This is a genomic window from Vibrio coralliirubri, assembly GCF_024347375.1.
Lineage (GTDB): Bacteria > Pseudomonadota > Gammaproteobacteria > Enterobacterales > Vibrionaceae > Vibrio > Vibrio coralliirubri.
Genome location: NZ_AP025470.1, coordinates 2,314,023 through 2,329,872, shown reverse-complemented (window position 1 = coordinate 2,329,872; position 15,850 = coordinate 2,314,023). Strand labels below are relative to the sequence as shown.

17 protein-coding genes are annotated in these 15,850 nt (G+C 44.4%); 10 read left to right on the top strand and 7 right to left on the bottom strand.

Annotated features, from left to right (window positions below; all coding sequences use genetic code 11):
* Positions 1-245 precede the first annotated feature (245 nt).
* The gene (locus OCV20_RS10570) at positions 246-692 is read right to left on the bottom strand and encodes an META domain-containing protein (protein WP_004734625.1); all 447 of its coding nucleotides are present in this window, start codon (positions 690-692) and stop codon (positions 246-248) included.
* Between the two features lie 188 nt (positions 693-880).
* Between OCV20_RS10570 and OCV20_RS10565 the strand changes: the two genes are divergently transcribed.
* Both OCV20_RS10565 and OCV20_RS10560 read left to right on the top strand, forming a co-directional pair.
* Positions 881-1,144, top strand: a complete 264-nt coding sequence (locus OCV20_RS10565; RefSeq protein WP_081090123.1) for a DUF1289 domain-containing protein — start codon at positions 881-883, stop codon at positions 1,142-1,144.
* Positions 1,145-1,253: 109 nt separating this feature from the next.
* A complete protein-coding gene (locus OCV20_RS10560) occupies positions 1,254-1,421 on the top strand; it encodes a hypothetical protein (protein WP_009846446.1) in 168 nt (55 codons plus the stop codon).
* A gap of 57 nt (positions 1,422-1,478) precedes the next feature.
* Here OCV20_RS10560 and OCV20_RS10555 read toward each other — a convergent pair whose 3' ends face one another.
* From OCV20_RS10555 to OCV20_RS10545, 3 genes are all read right to left on the bottom strand, one after another.
* Positions 1,479-1,781: a thiamine-binding protein gene (locus OCV20_RS10555; protein WP_086773736.1), complete on the bottom strand. Its 303-nt coding sequence runs from the start codon at positions 1,779-1,781 to the stop codon at positions 1,479-1,481.
* Between the two features lie 127 nt (positions 1,782-1,908).
* Positions 1,909-2,130, bottom strand: a complete 222-nt coding sequence (locus OCV20_RS10550; protein ID WP_017057116.1) for a hypothetical protein — start codon at positions 2,128-2,130, stop codon at positions 1,909-1,911.
* A 253-nt stretch (positions 2,131-2,383) separates the two neighbouring features.
* Positions 2,384-3,622 carry a DEAD/DEAH box helicase gene (locus tag OCV20_RS10545; protein ID WP_086773692.1) on the bottom strand — a complete coding sequence of 413 codons (1,239 nt, stop codon included), beginning with the start codon at positions 3,620-3,622 and terminating at the stop codon, positions 2,384-2,386.
* Positions 3,623-3,831: 209 nt separating this feature from the next.
* Between OCV20_RS10545 and OCV20_RS10540 the strand changes: the two genes are divergently transcribed.
* A complete protein-coding gene (locus tag OCV20_RS10540; protein WP_048609428.1) occupies positions 3,832-4,458 on the top strand; it encodes a LysE family translocator in 627 nt (208 codons plus the stop codon).
* Positions 4,459-4,689: 231 nt separating this feature from the next.
* Positions 4,690-5,046: a hypothetical protein gene (locus tag OCV20_RS10535; protein ID WP_017060329.1), complete on the top strand. Its 357-nt coding sequence runs from the start codon at positions 4,690-4,692 to the stop codon at positions 5,044-5,046.
* Between the two features lie 158 nt (positions 5,047-5,204).
* Here the strand turns inward: OCV20_RS10535 and OCV20_RS10530 are convergent, their stop codons facing one another.
* Together OCV20_RS10530 and OCV20_RS10525 are read right to left on the bottom strand one after the other, a co-directional pair.
* Positions 5,205-6,329: a M14 family metallopeptidase gene (locus tag OCV20_RS10530; RefSeq protein WP_048614453.1), complete on the bottom strand. Its 1,125-nt coding sequence runs from the start codon at positions 6,327-6,329 to the stop codon at positions 5,205-5,207.
* 135 nt (positions 6,330-6,464) lie between these two features.
* Entirely contained in the window at positions 6,465-6,740 is a 276-nt protein-coding gene (locus OCV20_RS10525) for a nitrogenase-stabilizing/protective protein NifW (RefSeq protein ID WP_059019258.1), read from the bottom strand.
* 307 nt (positions 6,741-7,047) lie between these two features.
* On the opposite strand from OCV20_RS10525, the gene OCV20_RS10520 reads away from it, so the two are divergent.
* The 3 genes from OCV20_RS10520 to OCV20_RS10510 all read left to right on the top strand — a co-directional run bounded on the left by OCV20_RS10520 (position 7,048) and on the right by OCV20_RS10510 (position 10,966).
* Entirely contained in the window at positions 7,048-8,142 is a 1,095-nt protein-coding gene (locus OCV20_RS10520; RefSeq protein ID WP_017060332.1) for a NapC/NirT family cytochrome c, read from the top strand.
* 22 nt (positions 8,143-8,164) lie between these two features.
* Positions 8,165-10,612 carry a molybdopterin guanine dinucleotide-containing S/N-oxide reductase gene (locus OCV20_RS10515; protein ID WP_086773691.1) on the top strand — a complete coding sequence of 816 codons (2,448 nt, stop codon included), beginning with the start codon at positions 8,165-8,167 and terminating at the stop codon, positions 10,610-10,612.
* A gap of 141 nt (positions 10,613-10,753) precedes the next feature.
* Positions 10,754-10,966, top strand: coding sequence for a TIGR02450 family Trp-rich protein (locus OCV20_RS10510; protein ID WP_017068050.1), 213 nt, complete (start codon positions 10,754-10,756; stop codon positions 10,964-10,966).
* A gap of 39 nt (positions 10,967-11,005) precedes the next feature.
* On the opposite strand, the gene OCV20_RS10505 is transcribed toward OCV20_RS10510, so the two are convergent.
* Entirely contained in the window at positions 11,006-11,743 is a 738-nt protein-coding gene (locus OCV20_RS10505) for an HAD-IIB family hydrolase (protein ID WP_050053016.1), read from the bottom strand.
* Positions 11,744-12,384: 641 nt separating this feature from the next.
* Between OCV20_RS10505 and proV the strand changes: the two genes are divergently transcribed.
* From proV to proX, 3 genes are read left to right on the top strand one after another with little or no spacing between them, the layout of a single operon-like run.
* Positions 12,385-13,572: a glycine betaine/L-proline ABC transporter ATP-binding protein ProV gene (proV, locus tag OCV20_RS10500; RefSeq protein WP_048614446.1), complete on the top strand. Its 1,188-nt coding sequence runs from the start codon at positions 12,385-12,387 to the stop codon at positions 13,570-13,572.
* A 3-nt stretch (positions 13,573-13,575) separates the two neighbouring features.
* Positions 13,576-14,670: a glycine betaine/L-proline ABC transporter permease ProW gene (proW, locus tag OCV20_RS10495; RefSeq protein ID WP_048609436.1), complete on the top strand. Its 1,095-nt coding sequence runs from the start codon at positions 13,576-13,578 to the stop codon at positions 14,668-14,670.
* Positions 14,663-15,670 (top strand): glycine betaine/L-proline ABC transporter substrate-binding protein ProX, encoded by a 1,008-nt coding sequence (proX, locus tag OCV20_RS10490; protein WP_017065372.1) that lies wholly within the window; start codon positions 14,663-14,665, stop codon positions 15,668-15,670. The genes proW and proX overlap by 8 nt, the downstream gene beginning before the upstream one ends.
* Positions 15,671-15,850 lie beyond the last annotated feature (180 nt).

The following is a 15,850-nucleotide window of genomic DNA, read 5'->3' as shown; positions in this document are numbered from 1 at the left end:
GGTTGAGTTTTGTTCGATATGTAATCATCTCGAAAACTCGACAGACTCTAGGCTTTTGCCATCCTAGCAACAGACCGCTGAACCGTTGAATTTATTGCATCTAAATGAGAGATTTTTGAGGTTTATTGGAGGTTGGTACGAAAAGTCGGCGATGAGCGTCAATTTTGAAGAAGTAGTGAGGGCAAGCTGGCAATAAAAAAGGAGCCATCAGGCTCCTTTAATCAATATTTGGTTTCGATGACGGATTAGTTTACCCAGTCACGAATGGTGTACGTTAGCGTGTGTACATCGTTTTTCAGTACTAGCGTATCGTTTGTTAGCGTTACGTCGCTCCACTCGCTTAGAGTAGCAGAAACCGATTGTTCGATTTCCATCGCAGAGCCGTGACACATTTTCATTGTCATGCCCATTTGCTTGATACGGAATTGACCGTCTTTCAGCTCGCCTTGACCGAAGAAGTTGTTACAACCAGCCATGCCGTTTGCAGTCATCTTTTCGCCGATCTCTAGACGAGGAGCTGCTTGGTCTTCGCTTTTCACAATGTCCTTGCCATCAATTTGCGCAAGTTCCCAATTATGGTGCTGTAGATCGGTTGGTGTTACTTGCATCGCGTTGTCACCTGTTGTTGTGCATGCTGCTAGCATCATAGGTAAAGCGGCTACTGCTAGTAATTTTTTTGAACTAAACTTCATATTATAAGGCTCCAAAGGAAAGAACGAAGTTACCGAATAAGTGTAACTTGATGGGTTCAAAGTATAGTTTACAAAACACTATATGTGTCAGTATAAGGTCATAGTTTAGTATGGATTCCATGAGCTAGGCGACAAATTAATCGCTTATTTTTGAGAGAGTAAGCGTAATTTTGAATGTGTAAGGAGGCATGGTGGAGCAGTTAGAGTTTTTCCAAGTTCCAAGCCCTTGCGTTGGGGTTTGTTCAAGCGATGACAAAGGCTATTGCAATGGTTGTATGCGCAAAAGAGAAGAGCGGTTTAATTGGATGTCGATGACACCGTCAGAACAATTGCACGTGATAAAGCTGTGTCGTCAGCGCTATAGACGAAAAATAATGAAGCAAAAAAACTTGGTTGGTAAGCAGGTCGATGAAGAGGGAAACACAAGTCCCCAAAGAGATCTTTTTGGCTAAAGAGGAAGTATTAAGATTTTATTTAACTCCGAAGTAACTATTACTTTACATAATGGTTGGGGTGTAATATTAAGGTAGGTACCTTTGTACCTGAAGGAGTGGTGTCGGTATGAATAAAAAGAACGTAAAACTCAAAAAAGAGCCAGTCAAAGCACTGGACCGAAAACCGATCGGGGCGAAAGATGACCCTGAAGAGACTCCGCGTGATTGGCATTCGATGTCAGAAGAAGAACGAATGGAAATCCTTTCTCACCTCTCAGACATGCCTTTCCAATAACACCACTGGTTCTTCAGAGTCTTTCTTAAAGCTCAGTTTTCAGAAACAAAAATGTGATTAAACAAACATGTGATTCGCTTTCGTTACACCACGATGGTACGTGCAAAATGTATCATCGGCATCGGTGGTTTTACTGTGAATCTTAATGTTCGTGATCACTTCTACAGCCCCTGCATCGTAGCAAGCTTGTTCTGCTTGTTTAACGATATCGAGTAATTGGTTGAGTTCACCTTTCATCGTGGTTTCCATCGCACCGACTTGGAAAGGCACATCGGCAGCTTTCACAACTTCAATGGCTTTATCAACCACTTCGAAGTTGTTGCCTTCTTTAACGCGAGGTATCACTTGGAAGGCAACCATCACTTCTTTTTCTCTTTTTAACTCAGACACTTTCTGCTTACTCTAGGATAGGGAATTGTTGCAGATGATAGGTTAATGCGGAGACGAATTCTACAGCGGTTATGCTGGTTGGATTACTCTCGTTGTCCTACTTGTTACCCCAGTGGTCACTTACCCAACCACCTATGTGCTCATCAAAATGACTGCCACTGAACCTCTGGTTGCGTTCAACCGAGGTATCACAATCATCTTTATTATCTATTAGGGTTTGTATGTAGTTTGCCATCGGGTCATTGGAACGTTGACGATCTCGGCGGGTTGCCACTTCCTTAATCAGTTGTAATCGATATGTAGAGCTAGCACGTTTCATTTCAATGACCTCCTGTTGTAGACACTAATAGAAAAATCTAGTTGCCAGACATAGGGGCGTCAACGTGATTTAAGAGTATTTTTTTTGAGCAACCAAGAATCAATACGTTGGCATCATAATTCACAAAAGTGTCATTTAAGTTGGCAACTTTAGGTAAGTTTTTGGGTGTGAATTTATGTTTTGTTGCATATAAAAAAGCCCAGTACAAACTGGGCTGACCATTCTATTTCTGGCTGCTTAGCGCTATTTCTGGTTACTTGGAGCTATTTGGTTTGCTTTTAAATTGCTTAATGCTCTTCTTTTTGGCTGTTCTTCGATTTGCCATTTTATCTTTAGGTGGACGCTTGCGAGCGGTCGCTTCAGATGCAGGTTTGTCGGTAATAGGGAAACCCTCTAATGGTTGCAGCACTAACGGCTTATTGGTCAGGGTGCGAATTGCATTTAGGTAATCAGTTTCGCTGTGGCTAACCAGAGAGATCGCCAAGCCAGTACTTCCTGCTCTTGCTGTGCGACCAACGCGGTGTACATAAGTTGCTGCGTGTGACGGTAATTCGAAGTTGATCACGACAGGTAACTGATCAATATGAATGCCTCGAGCCATGACGTCTGTCGCGATAAGCACACGAGTCTCGCCATTTTTGAAACTTTCTAATGCTTGCTCTCGTTCTTCTTGGCTCTTATTTCCATGTAACGCACTCACACTGATTTTGGCTTTATTCAATCGTTTGGTTAATGCATCGGCATTGTCTTTTGCGCCAATAAATACCAATACTTGCGGCCATGTGTGTTGATTGAGTAGGGCGATGAGCGCTTGAGCTTTACTGCCTTTGTTGACTAAATACAGGGTTTCTTCAATAGCCGCGACCACGCTGTTTTCTTGGTGTGTCGTCACTTTAACTGGATTTGAAAGAAGCTCTTCAGCCTGACCTACTAATTCGGGCGGAAGTGTCGCAGAGAACAACAGTGACTGACGTTTGCTCGGTAGTACTGCAGTAATCGCTTGAATATCTGGCCAAAAGCCCATGTCGATCAGGCGGTCGGCTTCATCAAGAACCAATGATGAACACTGAGCTACATCCAGTTCATCACTTTTGATTAAAGCAAGTAAGCGGCCCGGTGTGGCGATGGCTAATTGTGGTTTAGTCGATAATTGTTGCTGTTGATCATCAGTATTTACGCCGCCCGTTAGCGTTACCAATTTGATATCGAGAGCTGTTGCGATCGGCTCTAAAGATTTGGTCACTTGAGATGCAAGTTCACGGGTTGGAACAATGATCAGTGCTTGCAATTCATTTACATCTTGGTTCATGTTATTCAGTAACGGTAAGCCAAACGCCAATGTTTTACCGCTGCCCGTTTGAGCCAATGCAAGTACGTCTTTCCCCGCAATAATGGTAGGAATTACCGCTTGCTGTATCTCTGTCGGCTTATTGAATTGAGATGGGAGCGCGGAGACGGTTTTTGCGTTAAGGGTTAGGCTAGCAAATGACATAAATGAACCAAGTATCAAAAGGGAGGTGGAGTCTAACAGGGCTACAAATGTTAGAGAATCAGTTTTGTACGTTAGACGATAAACACATTCATTATACGCGCGAATTATGTATGTTAGCCATACGCGATAATTAAGCGTTTATCATATTGTAATGGCACTGAATGGACGTACAATGTCCGCCCTAAAAATGTTCATGAAATGAGATCGAAATGAGTTGGGACAGTATCTGGCTGTTTATTGTTATCGTGTTTTTTATTGCCATTATCCCGGGCCCAAATGCGCTGTTGGTATTAAGCACAGCCTTAACTCAAAGGAAGCTGTTCGCATTTGTGAACGTGTTGGGCGTGTCATGTGGTTTCTTTTTTCATGCCTTTATCTCGGCCAACGGCATAAGCCTATTACTGTCGAACACTCCCATGGCCTTTGAAGGGCTAAAGTGGGCTGGGGTTTTGTATCTTGTCTGGCTTGGATATAACCATTTTCGTGCGGCGCTGCGCGCTCAAGAGGGCGTGCTCTCTGTGGTCAGTGCATCGGGAAGTAAGCTTTATAACCAATTTTTCAAAGGGCTTCTCACTAATCTACTGAATCCTAAAATTGTCCTGTTTTATCTTTCTATATTCCCTCAATTTGTTTCAACAGATGCGATTGTGACAGACAGTTTGATACTCGGTGCAATTCAAGCGTCAGTGGTGTCGATGTGGTTCTTGGTTGTGATCTTAATGGCGGATACCTTTAAGCGCTTGTTAGTTCAAAAGCGCACCTCGCAAATGATGAACATTGTGTGTGGGATTCTATTTGTGGGCTTCAGCATTCAGTTGGCATTGTTTCAGCTTTAGGGTGTGACACGAAGAATTGGGTTTTTAGCTATTGGCTCAGTTCATTTCCGATTCAGTTCTCATTTTTTACTGAATACTAAGCAATCCGTGTTTCTCTGTATAAATCTCTAAAGCATTAGCTCGGAAAGTCGATATAATAATTAGCTATCAATTTGGTGAATGTGTTTATTTGAGACCAATTGAAGCTACAGCCTATTGCTTGACCGAAATAACAGAGACAGGGAGTCACTAATGCGTGAAGATTCATTCACCCAGAAACGCAAATATTACCGCTTAAAGTACCCTCAAAAGGCACGTCCGGTGATGCGAATTAAGGATGAACTTTTTCATGTCAGTGAAGTTTCTGAAAAGGGTGTACGCCTGATGATGCGTAACATCATTCCGGTTTATCGTGGCTTTTCAATGGCCGGCACCTTGAGGTTGCATGACAACAACAGTATCGACATTAGTGGTGCTGTGTTGAGACAAGAGGGCGATGAAGTGATCGTTCAGTTATCACAAGGCCCAAGCTTCAAAGATATGGTGTCTGAACAAAGGCATATTAGGCAAAGATACCCGGTATTTTTTGCAAGCTTAAGAGTGGCTTAAAAGCGACTGACGTTAGATTCCTTAAGGCGCAAATCGTTCATTCTAAGCAGAGATTAAAAAGCCCAGCACTTTCACAAGTGCTGGGCTTTGTTCTATCTATAGCCCAGATTCTTATAAACCAAAGGCGATACAGGGACAAACAAAGAGCTTAGTTTGCCTTATAGCTCGTCTACTGTTGCCCAAACCGCGGCCAGCATGTCGTGACCAAACGCGACACTGCGCTCTGGAGACCAGCCGTAAAGTTCGTCAGCGTGGCTGATGTGATCTTTAAATGGCATCTCGACGGTGTAAGCCAAACACTTGAATTGCTCACCAATCCAGTTTGTGCCAACAGTCATGTTTGCTTTGCCCGGTTCGTCTTTATCGTAACCAAATTCATCTTGGAACTCTGGCGTGATAGTGAGCAGTGCTTGCTTGAAGTGGTTCTCTAGCTTCGCGATGCGCTCGTTGTAAGAAGGTGTGCCTTCGCTACCGGCTACAAAGTTATATGGAATCGCTTCGTCGCCGTGAATGTCTAGACACAGGTCAACGCCCGTTTCTAGCATACGCTCGCGAACAAGGAATACCTCTGGGCTGCGTTCCATAGAAGGTGATTGCCATTCGCGGTTCAGGTTAACACCAATCGCGTTAGTACGCAGGTGACCGCGGATGCTGCCATCTGGGTTCATGTTTGGTACAACGCGGAACACAACGCTGTCTAGAAGAGAGCGACCGACCGTATCTGTTTCATCAAGCAGGCGTTGTAGCAGGCCTTCGATTAGCCATTCAGCCATCGTCTCGCCTGGATGTTGGCGACCGATAACCCAGATATTTTTCTTCTCTTCACTTGGCTCGCCGATGGTTAGCAAAGTGATGTCGTTGTTGTCTAGCGTGTGACCTAGAGTTTCAAGCTTACAAGCAGGGTGCGTTTGAGCACTGTGCAGAAGATCTTGGTGACGATCGTATGAGTACGGTGCGAAATACGCGAAGTACATTGAATCGTGTTCAGGGATGATATCAAAGCTTAATGTATCGCCATCGAACTGAGATGGGATACGGAACCACTCTTCACGGTCATACGATGCAACCACATCGTAGTCTTTCCAGCCTTCAGGGTAGGCAGATGTCGCCAATTGACCGATTTCAAAGTGGTGAGCTTGTTGAGCTTCACTTTCTAAGCGGAAGTGAAACCACTGAGAGATTTCAGTTTGGTAGTCTGCTGGGATAGTCAGTTGAATGTTTTGTGGTGAATCTGCTGAAACGACGTGAATGTTGCCGCTTTCGAAATTGCTGAAAATTTTCATTGTAGTTTTTATCTCGTAGTTGAGTTGCCGTAAGACTAGCACACTTTTTTTCGAGCAAACCACTAACTAAATCGTAATGAGATGTTATTTCAACTATCTACTTTTTCGTTCTCTATTTTGAACAGTGCTTCCGATCTATCGACGCTGGCAAGTTGTACACCCACGACAGGCAGAACGCGTGTGGCGATCTAACTTGCTGCGTTGAACCTTACAATAAGCGTTTTTCAGCGCTCTTCTTCCTGAGAACCAATCATCGGGTTTTGACAGGATCAGGTAACCATTAAAGCGTTTCATAAGCTCGACTCTATTTTGGTCGATGAACTTGCTATCAAATCCAATTTCGAAGTAATCAAGCGCTTGTTCAATTGAGGTGAAACTCGCTATTTTTTGTTGGAATTCTGTTTGGTTCATTGAGTGAGGAGTTTATGAAAAATAGATAGCCGATATTGTAATAGATTTACAATTTACTTCTTTGACTTAGAAAGCCGTTTTGTCTCGTTGATGTTAGATTAATCAATAATAGATATTTAACTGTCACCTCTTATTTGGTGGGTGATTGTATCTGGTGGGAAATAATTTCGTGAAGTGACCTTGGGTTCTCATAAAGGTTCAATTTTTGTTCCTCAGAATGCGATTTATGATCCAAATCAAACTGATCTACCCCTAAAGTACTATTCTGATCTTAATTGTAACCAATTGTTGAAGATGATTAAGAATTATGACAATAAAAAAACGTTATATCGCACTAATAGCGGCGGTTGGTATAGGTATTGGCTGGTTAACCTTAGGGGGAACTGCAGCCGTTATGCACTATACATCGAGCACTGAGTTTTGTGTTTCTTGCCACACAATGGAAGCACCCCACAAAGAATACCAAGGTTCAGTACACTTCAGTAACGCAAAAGGCATTCGAGCTGAGTGTGCCGATTGCCACATTCCAACGGATCCGATTGACTACGTGATCACCAAAGTAAGAGCGTCCAAAGACATCTACCATGAATTTATTTCAGGGAAGATAGACACGCCTGAGAAATATGAAGCACACCGTGAAGAGATGGCTGAGACAGTTTGGGCTCAATTCCGCGAGAATGACTCAGCGACTTGTCGCTCTTGTCACGAATTCGATGCAATGGAAGAGTTCGAACAATCTCGTGATGCAGCGAAAATGCATGCTTACGGTCGTGAAAACAACCAAACGTGTATCGATTGTCACAAAGGCGTCGCACATTTTGCTCCTGAAGCTCAGCTAGATAGCAAAGCGTTCGATACCTTGATTGCATTTACGAAAAACACGCCAGCAGATGCGAAAGTGGTTTACCCAGTAACCGATATCGCAATGGGTGACTTCGGCAGTGTAAACCCAACAGCAGAACTGCAAGTGGTTAAGGCTGAAGGCGATAACCGTACTGTGACTTTGAATGCATTCCAAATGAAAGGTGCAGAGCAAGTGCTTTACTTCGGTGAAGGCCAACGTGCAATCGTTGCGACATTGACAGACAAAGGTCAAGAAGCACTGACTACTGGTGACTATAAAGCCGATGCTTACGGTAACGAGTGGCGTTCAGTTGCGCTAACGGGTGATATCACTTCTCCAGTTGTCGATAAACTAGACCCAATTTGGTCTTATGCAGAAGAGTTGGACAACGTTTACTGTGCAACGTGTCACGCGAAAATTCCTTCAAACCACTTCACTGTGAATGCTTGGGGACCTGTTGCGAAAAGTATGGGCGACCGTACAGACATTTCTGAGCAAAACCTTGAGCTGCTGACTAAGTACTTCCAAAACCACGCGAAAGACGTTGTTGGTCACTAAAGAGAATTAGAAGGATAAAATTATGACTAATATGACACGTCGTGGATTTATGAAAGGTACAGGTATCACAGCTGGTGCGTTGGCGTTCACATCTTTGACACCGATGAGCGCAATTGCTTCGGACAAACGTGGTTCTGGTGTTCTAACATCAGGCCGTATGGGCCCAATGCTGTGTGAAGTGAAAGACGGCAAACTCGTGTCGACGACGAATGCACTGGCACAAACGGTTCCAAATAGCCTGCAGACCACAGGCCCTGATCAAGTACACACCAAAGCGCGTGTTAAGTACCCTATGGTTCGTAAAGGCTACTTGGCTAACCCATCTGCACCTGAAGGTGTACGTGGTAGTGATGAATTTGTTCGTATCTCTTGGGATGAAGTGTACAAATTGATTCACCAACAACACTCACGTATTCGTCAAGAGCACGGTGCGGAATCTGTATTCGCAGGCTCTTATGGCTGGCGTTCAAGTGGTGTTCTGCACAAAGCGCAAACGCTTCTACAACGTTACATGAGCATGGCTGGTGGTTACTCTGGTCACTTAGGTGATTACTCAACAGGTGCTGCGCAAGTTATCATGCCGCACGTTGTGGGCTCGATTGAGGTGTATGAACAGCAGACGACTTACCCAGTTATCCTTGAGCACAGTGATGTGGTGGTACTTTGGGGCCTAAACCCAATTAACACCTTGAAGATCGCTTGGAGCTCAACCGACTGTGCAGGTCTTGAGTTCTTCCACCAGTTGAAGAAGTCGGGCAAGACAGTGATTGCGATTGACCCAATGCGCTCTGAGACTATTGAGTTCTTTGGTGACAACGCAGAGTGGATTGCTCCTCACCCAATGACTGACGTAGCCATGATGATGGGCATCGCACACACGTTAGTGAAACAGGGCAAGCACGATAAAGAATTCTTGGGTAAATACACAACAGGTTACGACGTATTCGAAGCTTACTTGATGGGTAAGGAAGACGGCGTGGAAAAATCTGCTGAGTGGGCGTCTGAGATCTGTGGCGTACCAGTGAAGCAACTGGAACTGCTGGCGGATATCTTCAGTAAGAACCGTACTATACTGATGTCTGGCTGGGGGATGCAGCGTCAACAATACGGTGAACAACGCCACTGGATGTTGGTTACGCTAGCGACGATGCTAGGTCAAGTTGGTTTACCTGGTGGTGGTTTTGGCCTTTCTTATCACTACTCAAACGGTGGTAACCCTGCACGCGATGCGGGTGTACTTCCTGCGATTTCAGCGTCTCTTGGCGGTGGTTCATCGGCTGGTAACGACTGGGCAGTATCGGGTTCTGTGAATGCTTTCCCTGTAGCGCGTATTGTTGAAGCGCTAGAAAACCCGGGTTCAAGCTACCATCACAATGGTCACAACCTAACATTCCCTGAGATTAAAATGATCTGGTGGGCAGGCGGTGCGAACTTTACTCACCACCAAGATACCAACCGCCTAATCAAAGCGTGGCAAAAACCTGAGCTGATTGTTATCTCAGAACCATACTGGACAGCAGCAGCTAAGCACGCGGATATTGTTCTGCCAATTACTACATCGTTTGAACGTAATGACATGACGATGACGGGTGACTACAGTAACCAACACTTAGTACCAATGAAGAAAGTGGTTGAGCCACAAGGTGAAGCCCGTAACGATTTCGATATATTTGCGGACATGTCTGAGTTACTTGCTCCGGGTGGTCGTGATGTGTACACCGAAGGCAAGACCGAGATGGAATGGCTGTATGGTTTCTACAAAACCGCACAGCAAGGTGGCCGTGGTCAGCGTATCGTAATGCCTAACTTCAGCAAGTTCTGGGAAGATAATCAGTTGATTGAGATGAAGTGGAACGAGAAGAACGCACAGTTTGTTCGTTACGCTGATTTTCGAGAGAACCCAATCATGAACCCACTAGGTACACCAAGTGGCAAGTTCGAGATATTCTCAAGAACCATTGAAGGTTACCAACTAGATGATTGCCCAGCACACCCAACTTGGTTAGAACCAACAGAGTACACAGGCAATGCTAAAGATGGCGAACTGCAACTAATGACAGCGCACGCCGCGCACCGTCTGCATAGCCAGTTCAACTACGCGAAGATCCGCGAAGAGTACGCGATTGCAGACCGTGAGCCGATTTCAATTCACCCTGAAGATGCGAAAGTTCGAGGTATTAAAACGGGTGACTTGGTTCGTGCACATAATGGTCGTGGACAAGTATTGGTAGGTGCATTGGTGACTGATGGCATCAAACAAGGCTCTGTATGTATCCATGAAGGCGGTTGGCCAGATTTAGATAAAGACACAGGTCTATGTAAAAACGGTGGCTGTAACGTGCTTACGTTGGATATCCCGACTTCTCGTTTGGCGAATGGCTGTGCTGCAAACTCTGCGCTTGTGAAGATTGAAAAATACACAGGTCCAGTATTAGAACTCACGGCATTTGATCCACCTAAAAACGGCTAATCTTTAACGAGAAATAGCTCACTGAACGAAGCCAGCTTAATCGCTGGCTTTTTTTGATCCTTTTCGTGCGATGAAGACTATTACTCAATGTCGGCTAGACAATCCATAATAATCAATGACATCTAAGCGAGAAATGAGCTCATGAATCGAATCAATCCAAAGAAACTACTTCGCAGTAAATGGACGGCTGTTAGCCCTGTAAAGAAAGAAAAACACTTTATGGTCACAGAGGTCGAGTTTGAAGAAGGGGAGGTCATTCGTTGTTTGATAGAAGCGGTGATGACCAAACGAGAGGAAGACATCAACTGGCGGGATCTCACCGACAAGGATCATTGGCTTCCCGGTTGGAAATAAGGATAGGAAGTAGGGAGCGGTCGGTCACTTCTACTTATTCTAATTACCCGCTGCTGCACGCCCTTGCCAGTATTTAAGGCCTTCTAATACACCCTCAGCATGTGTTGCTCTGCTGGTGTATACGTTGTCTCTATCCGATAGGTGAGCAACCTCTGGGTAATGATTAGCGACCAGTATCGAGTTTACGCCCTCAATGGTGAGCATTGAGGTGTCGTTAGCTGAATCACCTGCGACACACACTTCTGCAACGCTCAAATCGTGTTGTTCGAGTAGGTGGTGAATCGCCGTCGCCTTGTTGACTCCTTTTGGTGTGATATCTAAGTACCAATCATGAGAGTAAGTAAGGTGAACATCTAATCCGTGCATTTCCAAGCTAGATTCAATCAGTTCATGTTGAGGTTCTGAAAGCTTCCCTTCAAAGGTGATCTTGTAATCGCCTTGATGGTTCTCTATGCGCTCACCCATAAAATCAAGGGGTGCGAGAGCCGTCTCTACCTTTGATTTGTTCCAAGAAGCTTCCAGTTGGTTATGCCAAACATGGTCTGGTTTTTGGGAATGAACATGATGAATTTTGGTGCCCACATCGCTAATAATACTGTGTGGTTTCGGGTAGTTATCCGATTCTAAACCCATTCGAATCGAAGGTAATGTTCTTCCTGTCGCGATGATAAAGCGAATATCAGGTTGTTCTGTGAGGTAATCAAATAGCTGGTTAACACCGTGAGATGAGCCTCCATCAAGCGTACCGTCAAAGTCACACACCAACATTTTTATCATTCGAATTCCTTGTCTTTTTCTCTATTTCGTCACGGGAAAATGCGTATTTCTTTTATAAAGAATGGCTCAGCAATGAGCACTCTACAAGTTGAAGCCCAGCCTAGATAATCACCAATTGAGAGTTTGCAGCAAGTATCACAGTTGGTGTGATGTATTACAATTCTTGGTCTAAAAGGTTGATTTCAACTCGCTGACTTTAGCCGGTTGACCTTTGGTTTTTAGCTAGAGATTGATAGTTGACCCTATCTTTTTTAGCGAGCGAACTTTCGCCTCTGAAACATCATGAAAGCTTAATAAATAGTTCGTATTCGAATTATTTGTGTACGAACTAATTGTGGCTTTTGTTGGTTCATTCAGCCTATTAATTACTCTAATGTAAAATTAATATTCAATAATCTACAAGTAAGTAATACATAATATTGGTCGTGTGCTTTTCTTATTTATCTCTTTGTTTATCAGTGCCTTGTGGTTTTTGCGCTTATTTTTTGAACTCAATGTCGCTGGTCTGGTTTTGGGTTATCACCTTGTTTTACCGAACGAAGCTCCTTGATTTACACGCGTTAATTACTTAGAGTGCTAATCGTTTTTCGGGTTTAAATAACCATTTTTAAGTTTAAATAACTGAGAAAGGATTAGATTACATGGATCCCATACTGGAAGTTAAGGGACTGTACAAGGTGTTTGGTGAAGACACCGATCGTGCTTTTACAATGATTAATGAAGGCGCGAACAAAGATAAAGTTTTTGAAGAAACAGGGCTAACGATCGGCGTTAACGATGTTTCTCTTAGTATTCAAGAAGGCGAGATTTTCGTCATAATGGGACTGTCAGGATCTGGCAAATCAACCCTAGTACGCCTTCTTAACCGCTTGATCGAACCTACCAAAGGTAATGTGCTTCTTCGAGGCAAAGACATTGCCCACATCTCAGAAGATGAACTCCGTGAAGTCCGCCGCAACAACATATCCATGGTTTTTCAAAATTTCGCTTTGATGCCGCATATGACGGTTATCGAAAATGCCGCGTTTGGTCTAGAGCTTGCGGGCGTTGAAGTTGAACAACGAAAGCAGTCAGCACTTGAAGCGCTAGAGCGTGTTGGCCTTGGCGCATATTCAGAATCTTACCCAGATGAACTATCTGGTGGTATGAAGCAGCGTGTTGGTTTGGCTCGTGCACTAGCATGTGACCCAGATATCTTGTTGATGGATGAAGCGTTCTCGGCGCTCGATCCTTTGATTCGTACTGAAATGCAAGATGAGCTTATTCGCCTTCAAAATGACGATAAACGAACCATCGTTTTCATCTCGCATGATTTGGATGAAGCGATGCGTATCGGTGACCGAATTGCGATTATGCAAAATGGCGAAGTGGTTCAAGTTGGTACTCCAGACGATATTCTTAATAACCCAGCCAACGATTATGTCGAAGCTTTCTTCCGCGGTGTGAACGTGGCAAGCGTGCTTACTGTGAAAGACATTGCGCGTAAGAAGCCAGCTGCGGTATTTAAAAAATCAGAACACGATGGCCCAGCGTCCGCTCTACAAATTTTGATGGATAACGACCGCGAATACGGCATCGTAGTTGAGAAGAGCAGCCGTTACTCCGGCATTGTTTCTATCGACTCGCTTCGTAAAGCCCACAAAGAGAATAAATCACTCGTCAGCGCACAGCTCGATGATGGATTAACGCTGAACCCTGATTTACCAATCAATGATGTGCTTGGCCTAGTTGGTGGTGTGCCTTACTCAGTGCCTGTTGTGGATGAGCAAGGTAATTACTTTGGCGTGGTGACTAAGTCACGACTGTTACAAACATTGGATAAGGGGTAGATCATGTCGTCTGAACAAACAAACAATGATCCATGGTCTCAATCGGCTCCTGCAGCTCAACCTGCAAGTGATCCTTGGGGTCAAGCCGCTGATACCTCACCATCAGCAGATTGGTTAAGCAGCGAAACAGTTGAAACGACACCTTTTGACCCACTGAACCCTTTTGCAGAGGCTGTGTTGCCTGTGGACACTTGGGTTGAGTCTGGACTGAATTGGTTAGTTGAGCACGGACGCCCATTATTCCAGGCAATCCGTGTGCCTATCGATTTTATTCTAAGTTCATTTGAAACGGCGTTAGTGTCTACACCTGCGCCATTCATGTTGATCATCTTGTTTCTTGTGGCGTGGCAATTTTCAAACCTGAAACTTGGCGTTGCAACGGCCGTGTCTTTGACTTTCATTGGCTTGATTGGTGCTTGGTCTGAAGCAATGACCACATTGTCACTGGTCATGACGTCTGTATTCTTCTGTCTGTTGATTGGCTTACCCATGGGGATATGGCTCGCCCGAAGTAACACGGCGGCTAAATTCGTGCGCCCAATTTTGGATGCTATGCAAACCACACCAGCCTTCGTTTACTTAGTACCGATCGTAATGTTGTTTGGTATCGGTAACGTCCCGGGTGTGGTGGTGACCATCATATTCGCACTTCCTCCTGTTGTACGTTTGACCATCTTGGGTATTCAGCAAGTTCCGGAAGAATTGATCGAAGCGGGTCACTCATTCGGTGCAAGCAAAAAGCAGATGCTTTACCGAATTCAACTGCCACTTGCATTGCCAACTATCATGGCAGGCGTGAACCAAACACTGATGTTGTCGTTATCGATGGTGGTTATCGCATCAATGATTGCGGTTGGTGGTTTAGGTCAAATGGTGCTGAGAGGTATCGGCCGTTTGGATATGGGATTGGCCGCTGTTGGTGGTTTAGGCATCGTTATCTTAGCCATCTTATTAGACCGCATCACCCAAGTACTGGGTGTCAACGCTGGTAATACAAAATTACGCTGGTATCGCATGGGACCTGTCTCCCTTGTACTGAATGTACTTAATCGCGGTAACAAATCAGAACTTCAATTAAGGAAAAACACCAATGAATAATTCATGGAAGAGTAAACTCGCAGTAAGTATCGTTTCTACATTAGCGGTATCGACTAACGTGTGGGCAGCAAGCCTACCGGGTGAGGGCGTATCAGTTCAGCCTGTTCAATCGTCTGTAGCGGAAGAGACGTTCCAAACATTGATCGTTAACCGTGCTCTAGAAGAACTGGGTTATGACGTGAAATCAACTCAAGAAGTGGACTACAACGTAGGTTACACCTCAATTGCAAAGGGTGACGCAACGTTCCTAACAGTAGGTTGGTTCCCGCTTCATGCTGACAAATACACAATGGCAGGTGGTGATGAGAAATTCTACCGTGAAGGCCAATATGTAAGCGGTGCTGCTCAAGGTTACCTAATTGATAAGAAAACAGCTGAAAAGTACAACATCACCAACATTGGTCAATTAACTGATCCAAAAATCGCGAAGCTGTTTGATGCGGACGGTGATGGCAAAGCAGACCTAACAGGCTGTAACCCAGGTTGGGGTTGTGAGATGGTGATTGAACATCAACTTTCAGCGTTCAAACTGGACGATACGGTGACTCACAATCAAGGTAACTACGCTGCAATCATTGCAGATACGATTTCTCGTTACCAAAAAGGTGAATCAATCCTTTACTACACGTGGACACCTTACTGGGTGAGTGGCGTATTGGTGCCAAACGAAGATGTAGTTTGGTTAGAAGTTCCTTTCTCAGCACTTCCTGGCGAGCGTTCGAACGTGGATACGACGTTATCTAACGGCAAAAACTACGGCTTCGAAATGAACTCAATGCGCATTATTGCGAATAAAGAGTTTGCTAAGAACAACCCATCAGCAGCGAAGCTTTTTGAAATCATCAAACTTAACATCAATGATGTAAGCGCTCAGAACATGATGATGAGTAAAGGTAAGAACAGCTCTGCGGATATCGAAGCGCACGTAAATGGTTGGATCAAAGCAAACCAAAGCACGTTCGATGGTTGGATTACAGAAGCGAAGAAAGCAGCACTGTAACTTTGACTTGTATTTGCTCTGTCTTACCAGACATTTTGATTTGAAATGATGAGCGTGTTGAGTGATTGTGTAGAGTCACTCAATCACTTTCAAATGCAGTGAAATAGCGACAAGAGTGAACATTATAAAGCCAGCGGTCCATTTGGATTGCTGGCTTTTTGTTTTCTGTTTCATTTTTGA